This is a genomic window from Psychroserpens sp. (assembly GCF_047633235.1).
GTDB lineage: Bacteria > Bacteroidota > Bacteroidia > Flavobacteriales > Flavobacteriaceae > Psychroserpens.
Genome location: NZ_JBLIET010000069.1, coordinates 1 through 9793, shown reverse-complemented (window position 1 = coordinate 9793; position 9793 = coordinate 1). Strand labels below are relative to the sequence as shown.

4 protein-coding genes are annotated in these 9793 nt (G+C 35.2%); 2 read left to right on the top strand and 2 right to left on the bottom strand.

The window, feature by feature from the left end; all coding sequences use genetic code 11:
- Nucleotides 1-621 (top strand): 3-oxoacid CoA-transferase subunit B (locus tag ACJAZK_RS14050; protein ID WP_415224570.1); only part of this gene is annotated, 621 nt, incomplete at its 5' end.
- A 449-nt stretch (nucleotides 622-1070) separates the two neighbouring features.
- Here ACJAZK_RS14050 and bglX read toward each other — a convergent pair.
- A complete protein-coding gene (gene bglX, locus ACJAZK_RS14045; RefSeq protein WP_415224569.1) occupies nucleotides 1071-3368 on the bottom strand; it encodes a beta-glucosidase BglX in 2298 nt (765 codons plus the stop codon).
- A 128-nt stretch (nucleotides 3369-3496) separates the two neighbouring features.
- A complete protein-coding gene (locus tag ACJAZK_RS14040; RefSeq protein WP_415224568.1) occupies nucleotides 3497-5215 on the bottom strand; it encodes an ABC transporter ATP-binding protein in 1719 nt (572 codons plus the stop codon).
- A 302-nt stretch (nucleotides 5216-5517) separates the two neighbouring features.
- On the opposite strand from ACJAZK_RS14040, the gene ACJAZK_RS14035 reads away from it, so the two are divergent.
- A partial coding sequence (locus ACJAZK_RS14035) for an immunoglobulin-like domain-containing protein (RefSeq protein WP_415224567.1) occupies nucleotides 5518-9793 on the top strand: 4276 nt, incomplete at its 3' end.

Genomic DNA, 9793 nt, shown 5'->3' with positions numbered 1-9793 from the left:
GCTAAAGAAGTACAAGATGGTTACTATGTTAATCTTGGCATTGGTATACCAACTCTTGTGGCCAATTATGTAAGAGACGATATAGAAGTAGATTTTCAAAGTGAAAACGGTGTGCTCGGTATGGGACCATTTCCTTTTGAAGGCGAAGAGGATGCCGATATTATTAATGCAGGAAAACAAACGATTACCACATTGCCAGGGGCAAGTTTCTTTGACTCAGCTACTAGCTTTGCTATGATAAGAGGTCAACATGTTGACTTAACTATTCTTGGAGCTATGGAAGTTTCAGAGAATGGCGACATTGCCAATTGGAAAATACCAGGTAAAATGGTAAAAGGAATGGGAGGCGCAATGGATCTTGTTGCTAGTGCGGAGAATATTATAGTTGCCATGATGCATACGAATAGAGCAGGAGCTTCAAAACTATTGAAACAGTGTTCTTTACCTTTAACAGGTGTTGCCTGTGTAAAAAAAGTCGTAACTAATCTTGCTGTTATTGAAATCACACCTCAGGGTTTTAAGCTTTTAGAACGAGCTCCTGGAGTTTCGGTAAAGGAAATTCAAGAGGCGACAGAGGGAACCTTAATAATTGAAGGTGATATTCCTGAGATGGATTTGTAGAATTTAAAATAGTCATATTGAGCAACGATATGAATAAAGAATGCCACTTTTTTAGTGGCTTTCTTTATTTTTAAATACAACTATAACAACATTAAATATAAGAAATATCTTCACATAAGACCTAAAATGTTAAAATAATATGTATTTCATCGATTAATTTTGTGTTTTGGCTGATTAATTGAAAATATAGTTGATATTTACAAAACCAAATCGGAATAAGATATTTTTTGAAAAACCTAATTTTATGATTTGCCCCAAATCTATCATAATTTTAACTGAATGACTTTTTTTGCCCCAAATCTATCAAAACCTACAAGTGCCGAAAGCAAGCTTACATCTGGTTTTCAAAACACATTAAGATTGCTCAAAAGTATCTTAAACCTAACGAAAAAAATATTCATGCTATAGTCCTTTTAGGAATAGCATGATTTTTTTTGTTATGAATTATATTACTTCAAAGTAAACTCACTTTTTAGATTCGCATCAGAACTACCTCCTACATAAACTTCAAAATCACCTGGTTCAATTATAAAATCACCATTATTGTTATAGAAGCCAAGCTCTTTTTTTGTTAAGACAAATTCTAAAGTTTTAGTTTCTCCCTTCTTTAGCAAGACCAATTCAAACCCTTTCAATTCTCTTATGGGTCTTATGACACACCCAACTAAATCTCTAATATAAAGTTGAGCAACTTCTTTACCGTCATAATCGCCAATATTTGAAATTTCCACAGAAATGTTTACAGCATCATTTATTGAAAAATTAGAACTTTTGATAATTATATTTTTATAGGCAAATTGAGTATAGCTTAAACCAAATCCAAATGGATAGAGTGGAGCATTTTCCTCATCAATGTAATGTGACCAAAACACATTGTTTTCTACATTTTTAGCTCTTCCAGTGTTTTTATGATTGTAGTAAATAGGAATTTGCCCAATACTTTTAGGGAACGTCATAGGAAGTTTTCCACTGGGATTATAATCCCCATATAAAACTTGTGCGATAGCATTTCCTGTTTGAGATCCTAGTTGCCAACCCACTACAATGGATGGAATATTTTCAGAAGCCCACTCTATAGCAAGCGGACGACCATTATTTAGAACAAGTACAATATTTTTGTTCACCTTATAAACAGCTTCAAGCAATTCTTGTTGTAGTCCTGGTAAATCTAGTTGAGTTCGGCTTCTAGCTTCACCACTTTGAAACCCATGTTCCCCTAAAACCATAACAACAACATCTACATTTTTTGCCACTTCAATGGCCTCTTTAATTCCGTCTCTATTCGTTGTATTGATGTTGACTTCTTTAACAAAAGAGGTTTTACCAATAATTAAGTCTATCCCTTTTGAGTATTCAAGAGCGTTACCTCTATAGGTTTGCATACCTTCTAAAACAGAAATCGCTGTATGGTCCTCTGATGCTGTTCGCCAGCTTCCCAAAGGACTATTTTTATCTGCCGCCAAAGGCCCTATTAGCGCTATTTTTTGCCCTTCTTTTTTTAAGGGAAGTAGTTGCGTTTCATTTTTCAATAACACAATTGATTTTTTTGCCATATCCAAAGCATCCTCTAAATGTGCTTTGCTACCAATACGTTCCATTTCATTTTTAGTATTGCAATATTTATAAGGATCATCAAATAAGCCTAATTCATATTTCACCTTTAAAATCCGTTTAACAGCATCATTTATAATGGCTTCTTCTACAACACCTTCTTTTACCAAATTAACAAGTTCTTGAATATAAACATGACCTTCCATATCCATATCTGAACCTGCTAAAGAGGCTATTTTTGCAGCTTCTTTTTTGTCTTTTGCATATCCCCAAGAAATAATTTCGTTGATTGATGCCCAGTCCGAAACTACAAAGCCTTCAAAGTCCCATTTGGTTTTAAGAATATCTCTTTGTAAATACTTGCTAGCACTTACTGGGATGCCGTTGAGGTCATTAAATGAATTCATAAATGTTTTGACACCACTTTCAGACGCCGCTTTAAATGGAGGTAACACCATATTAAACAACGTTGAAGTTCCAATGTCTACTGTGTTATATTCTTTTCCAGCTTCTGCAAAACCATAAGCTGCAAAATGTTTAGCGCAAGCAGCAATAGTATTATCTTTCTTTAAATCATCACCTTGAAAACCATGCACTCTAGCTTTAGCTATTTTACTACCTAAATAAGGGTCTTCTCCGGCACCTTCCATGACTCTTCCCCAACGTGGATCTCTACTGATATCCACCATTGGCGCAAAAGTCCAATTAATTCCGGATGCAGCAGCTTCTGTTGCGGCATTTCTAGCAGACTTTTCAATAGCTACTAAATCCCAGCTTGCAGCTTCAGCTAAAGGTATCGGACTTAAAGTTTTATAGCCATGTATAACGTCAAAGCCAATAATTAAAGGAATACCAAGCCTGGTTTCTTCAACGGCTATTTTTTGTACTTCTCTAACATTTTTAACACCTTTCACGTTCAACATGCCTCCAACCCAACCTTTTCTGAGATGATCATATTTTGTTTTTTCAGAGCCTTCTTTTGGCACAGGACCGGTAACATCCCAAAACCCATTATAAAGATTCATCTGACCTACTTTTTCGTCAAGAGTCATCAATGCCATTAAGGAATCTACTTTTTGGTCTATAATATCATTACTTTGATTTACCACAGTGGACTGTTTTTTATGATTTGAGTTGCCTGTTAAAGTTAAGATGACACTTAGAAATGCGATAATGTGATTAATTCTTGAAGTCATAATGCTTTTGATGGTTTAAAGTTAGAATATAGAATAACCTATATTTTACTATGGTGTTAAATTCATATAAAATTAAGTAAGAGTTTTCTAAATCATTAATAAAACGGAATAAAGCATCGGACGTTTAATTACTTAGATAATATAGAATCCGTTTTAATTAACCCTTTTGGAATGGCATGAATCAATCTTTTAGTGTATTCTTTTTGGGGATTATTATAAATTTCATCTGCATCGTCCATTTCTTCAATTTCACCGTTATTCATGACTACTAATTGGTCAGACATATATTTTACCACAGCCAAATCATGCGAAATAAATATATAGGTGAAATCAAAATTACTTTTAAGATCATTAAGTAGATTTAAAACTTGTGCCTGTACAGAAATGTCTAATGCAGACACCGACTCATCACAAATAATTAGCTGAGGTTCTAATGCAATAGCTCTAGCAATACCAATACGTTGTCTTTGTCCGCCAGAAAACTCGTGAGGATACCGATTAAAATAAGTTTCATCCAAGCCAACTTTTAATAATAAATCTAAAACTTTTGCTTTTCTATCATCTTCAGATACTCCAATACCATGAACTTTCATAGGTTCCATGATTGCCTTTCCAACGGATAATCTTGGGTTTAAAGACGCGTAAGGATCTTGAAATATAATTTGAATATCTTTTCTAAGTTTGCGCATGGCAGACCTGGATAGCTCGGTAATATCTAAACCTTGATATAAGATGGAACCAGCAGTAGCTTTGTCTAATTGTAAAATGGCATTAGATAGTGTTGATTTGCCACAACCAGACTCACCAACTAGACCCAATGTTTCACCTTTATATAATTTAAAAGATACGTTATTGACTGCTTTAAAGGCTTCTGGTTTTGAAAACCAACCCGATTTTGAAAGGAATTCTTTTTCAAGATTGATAACTTCTAAAAGCGGTTTTTTAGAATATATTTTGTTGTGGATTTCAGCACGTTCTTCGGGCGTTACGACATCAGACTTCATCGTTTTATTTATAAAATCATCAATTGTAGGCAGTTGTTTTAAACGACTATCCATGGATGGTTTTGAGTTGATTAATGCTGTCGTATATAAATGCTTCGGAAATTTGAAAACTTGTTCAACTTCACCTTGTTCAACAATATCTCCTTTATACATGACTAAAATGCGGTCTGCAATTTCTGAAACTAATGATAAATCATGAGAGATAAAAATAATACTCATTTGTTCCTCTTGTTGCAATTGTTTTAATAATACTATTATTTCCTGTTGAACTGTAACATCTAATGCAGTTGTTGGTTCATCAGCTATTAAAATTTTTGGCTTGCATGCAATTGCCATAGCAATCATAACACGCTGTTTTTGTCCGCCAGAAATTTCATGAGGATACGCGTCATAAATGCGTTTTGGTGTGGGTAATTTTACTTTCTCAAAAAGTGATATCGTTTCAATTTTAGCTTCGGCTTTTGATAAGTTAGTATGCTGAAGTAATATTTCTATAACTTGTTTCCCGCAGGTCATTGATGGATTTAAAGAACTCATAGGTTCTTGAAAAATCATCGCGATTTTGTTGCCTCTTATCTTCTGAAATTGTTTAGAACCTAGAGATGTCAAATCTTGTGAATCAAACATAATGGAACCTTGAGTGATTTTAGATATTTTTTTCGGAAGCAAACCTAGAATAGCTAATGAAGATACAGACTTACCCGAACCAGACTCACCAACAACACCTAAAATTTCGTTAGCATATAAATGATAGGATATATTATGAATGATTTCTTTATCAATTCCTTCCGAAGAAAAAGAAATTGAAAGGTTTTCTATATCTAACAATTTTGGTTTCTGCATAGGTAAATGTAGTCAATTTCTGAATTAAATTAGCGGTAGAATAAGTATGTGTATTATTTCAGGTTAATACCTACCACGAAATAATGATCAACTGAATAATCATAAAATTTTAAAAACGGTTGGGCTTATATTTGGATTATTTAAGTATTTGTAAGTTAAATCTGAGAATAATGTACGGTAAAACCGTAAATGTTAATTAAAACCTAAAGTTTTAAGCGCATCGTTAAGTATAGTTTTAAAAATATACTTAAATTTCATTGATAAAATTCTTTATAAATTAATAGCATTAAATCCTTCAACACATGAAATTAAAATTAGGACTACTCATTTTTATTATGAGCTTCAACTTTGCCATGTCACAAAGTAAAACATTTTGGCAAAGACAATCAATTGACAACACGACTAGAATTAAGTCTAGCAAACAGACGCTTCCAAAAACACACACTTTTAGTCTTAATTTAGAAGGTCTTAAACAAGCTTTGGTTAATGCGCCTCAAAGAGGACAATTCACAAAGTCCTCAAATACTATAATGACGTTTCCAAATGAGGATGGAACTTTCGAAAGTTTTAGAATAGTAGAAGCATCTGTTTTAAGCCCTGAGCTTCAAGAGCGTTACCCTAATATTAAATCGTATGCAGGACAAGGTATTGATGATCCTTCTGCAGTAATTCGGTTTAGTATCTCACCTCTTGGGTTTCAAAGTATGAAGTTATCTGCTAATAAGCCTGCCACATTTATAGAAGCACTTACAACAAATGGATCACACTATGCAGCATTTAAAAGAGCTGATAAAATTAATTTTAATGATGATTTTGAGTGTTCTGTTACAGAAAAGGTAAACAAAGAAATGAATAATGGCATGCAGCAACGTAATGCTGATGATGCTATCTTAAGAACATATAGGCTAGCAGTGTCTACTACTGGAGAATACACAGCTTATCATGGTGGTACAAAAGCGCTTGCTCTTGCTGCTATTAACCAAACGATGACTCGTGTCAATGGGATATTTGAAAACGATTTTAATGTCACTATGATGCTGATATCAAATAACGATGATGTTATTTATACCAACTCAGGAAATGACCCGTATACAACTTCAGGAAATTATAATGGACAATTACAATCCACATTAACGAGCGTGATAGGGGAGTCTAATTATGATATTGGACACTTATTTGCAAGAGCATCTAATAATGGTAATGCTGGTTGTATAGGTTGTGTTTGTGTGAATGGTCAAAAAGGTAGTGGTTTTACATCGCGAACTGATCCAGAGGGAGATCCTTTTGATGTTGATTATGTAGCACATGAAATTGGTCATCAATTTGGTGGAAACCACACATGGACATTTAATGGAAATGAGGGTACCAATGCACAAATGGAACCGGGTAGTGGTTCTACTATTATGGGTTACGCAGGAATTACTGGAGCTACAGATGTCCAAGCTAATAGTGACCCTTACTTTCATGCGAGATCAATAGAGCAAATTACAGATTATATAAAAACAACGAGTTGCCAAACTAATACAAATACTGGTAATGCGGTGCCAGCTGTTAATGCGGGTTTAAATTACACGATTCCTAAAGGAACCGCTTTTGTTTTAGATGGCTCAGCAACCGATGCAAATTCTGGAGATGTATTGACGTATTGTTGGGAACAGTATGATGAAAATAATGCAGCGACGACTAATCCTAGTGTAAATTCAACATCAGGCGTAGCATTTAGATCTTATAGTCCTAAGACAAGTACTGATAGATATTTTCCAAGATTATCAACAATAAAAACTGGGGCGACATCTTGGCAATGGGAAGCAATTCCTAATGTTGCGAGGAGTTTGAATTTTAGACTTACAGTAAGAGATAATAGAGTTGGTGGAGCAACTAATAATAGTGATGATATGGTAGTATCCGTAAACGGAACTGCAGGCCCTTTTGTTGTCAACTCACCAAATACTAATGTGAGTTGGAATGCGGGAACATCTCAAACTGTAACATGGAATGTTGCAGGCACAACTGGAAATGGAGTAAATGCTGCAAATGTGGATATTTTCTTATCGACTGATGGAGGAGATACGTACCCAATTGCTTTGGCTTCTGGAGTAACTAACGATGGTTCTCATGATATTGTAGTGCCTAATACCCAAGGAAGTCAAAATAGAGTGATGGTTCGCGGGGCTAATAATATTTTCTTTGATATTTCAAATTCTAATTTTACAATTGCAGGCCAAGTGGTTTGTAATGCAGCTATACCGTCAGGGTTATCTGCTTCAAATGTAGGGTCTTCAACAGCAACAGTAAGTTGGAATGCAGTAGCAGGAGCAACCTATGATCTGCGATACAGAACTGTAGGGTCATCCACATGGACTACCAACGTGGTTACTGGGATTTCTGCTAATCTTTCAGGATTAACAGTATTAACGCAATATGAAGCACAAGTGAGAAGTAAATGTTCTGGAGGAAGTAATTCCTCATATAGTTCATCTGTAAATTTTACAACAACAGATGTTCAATTGGATTACTGTAATTCTGCAAGTACAAATACTAATGATGAATTTATTAGTCGCGTACAGTTAAATACAATAAACAATGCTTCTGGTGCTCAGTTCTATTCAGATTTTACTAACGTTTCAACGACGTTAACCAAAGACACTCAATACACAATAACGGTGACTCCAACATGGACAGGTACTGTGTATAGTGAGGGGTATTCGGTTTGGATTGATTATAATAGAGATGGAGATTTTACAGATGCAGGAGAACAAGTTTGGACTCAAGCAGCCACTCAAAATACACCGGTAACAGGAAACTTTACAATACCTAATGGCGCGTTAGAAAACGCAACAAGAATGAGAGTTTCAATGAAGTATAATGGTATTCCTTCGGAATGCGAAACTTTCCAATATGGTGAAGTTGAGGATTATACAGTTATTATTGAAGGTTCTGGGCCAGATTTAGAAGTTCCAGTAATCTCATTAAACGGCGCTTCGACTGTTAATTTGAATCCTGGTGATACCTATAACGAATTAGGTGCAACAGCAACTGATAATGTTGACGGGAATATTTCAGAAAGTATTATTATTGGAGGAGATACCGTAAACACAAACGTATTGGGATCTTATGTTGTGACTTTTAATGTAAGTGATGCTGCAGGAAATGATGCTGCAGAAGTCATAAGAACAGTAATTGTAAGTGATACGACAGCGCCAGTAATTACATTAATAGGTGCAGCAACTATAAACCTAAATGTTGGCGATACATATAATGAACTAGGTGCAACAGCAACTGATAATTTCGATGGTAATTTGACATCTAGTATCGCTGTAACAGGCGTCGTAAATACAAATTCTGCAGGAACATACGTCGTTAATTATAATGTAAGTGACACTTCAGGAAATTCGGCAACTCAAGTAATAAGAACAGTAATTGTTACTGAGGACACTACACCTCCAGTAATTACATTAATAGGAGCATCAGCTATAAACTTAAATGTTGGTGATACTTATAATGAACAAGGCGCTACAGCAACTGATAATCAAGATGGGAATTTAACATCAAGCATTGTAATTACTGGAACAGTCAATACAAATTCTGCAGGAACCTACTTAGTTAATTATAATGTAAGTGATGCTGCAGGAAATGCAGCAACTCAAGTTACGAGAACAGTTAATGTATCAGATCCATCATCAGGATGTTCAGGCGGAATTACCTCTTTTCCATATGCTGAAGGTTTTGAAAATACGCTAGGAGCTTGGACACAATCATCAGCAGATGATATTGATTGGACAGTGGATGCTAATGGAACACCTTCAAGTGGAACAGGACCATCAAGTGCATCACAAGGATCATTTTATGTATTTGTTGAAGCATCAGGAAATAACACCGGATATCCAACAAAACAAGCGATTTTAAATTCACCATGTTTTGATTTATCAGCGTTGTCTGATGCTACATTTAGCTTTAAGTATCACCAATTTGGTGCAGCAGATATGGGAAGTATCGCTTTAGAAGCGAGTGATGATAATGGAGCTACTTGGACGTCGTTGTGGAGTAGCACAGGGAATCTAGGTAATTCGTGGTTAACTGCAAACGTTGATATCTCATCTTATGTGGGAGCAACTGTACAATTGCGCTTTAATAGAGTTACAGGTGGTACTTGGCAAGCAGATATTGCTATTGACGATATTGGTTTATCTGAGGGAGGAAATACTGGCGGTAACGGATGTTCTGGAGGAATTACTTCGTATCCTTATTCTGAAGGTTTTGAAAATACTTTAGGAGCTTGGACACAATCATCAGCAGATGATTTAAACTGGACCGTTGATGCTAATGGAACACCTTCCAATGGAACTGGTCCATCAAATGCAATTCAAGGATCATTTTATGTATTTGTAGAAGCATCAGGAAATAACACAGGATATCCAACAAAACAAGCGATTTTAAATTCACCATGTTTTGATTTAAGCGCACAATCATCAGCAACATTCACTTTTAATTATCATCAATTTGGTTCTAATAATATGGGGACTATAGCTTTAGAAGCTAGTGATGATAATGGAACTAGTTGGACAAGTGTTTGGAATA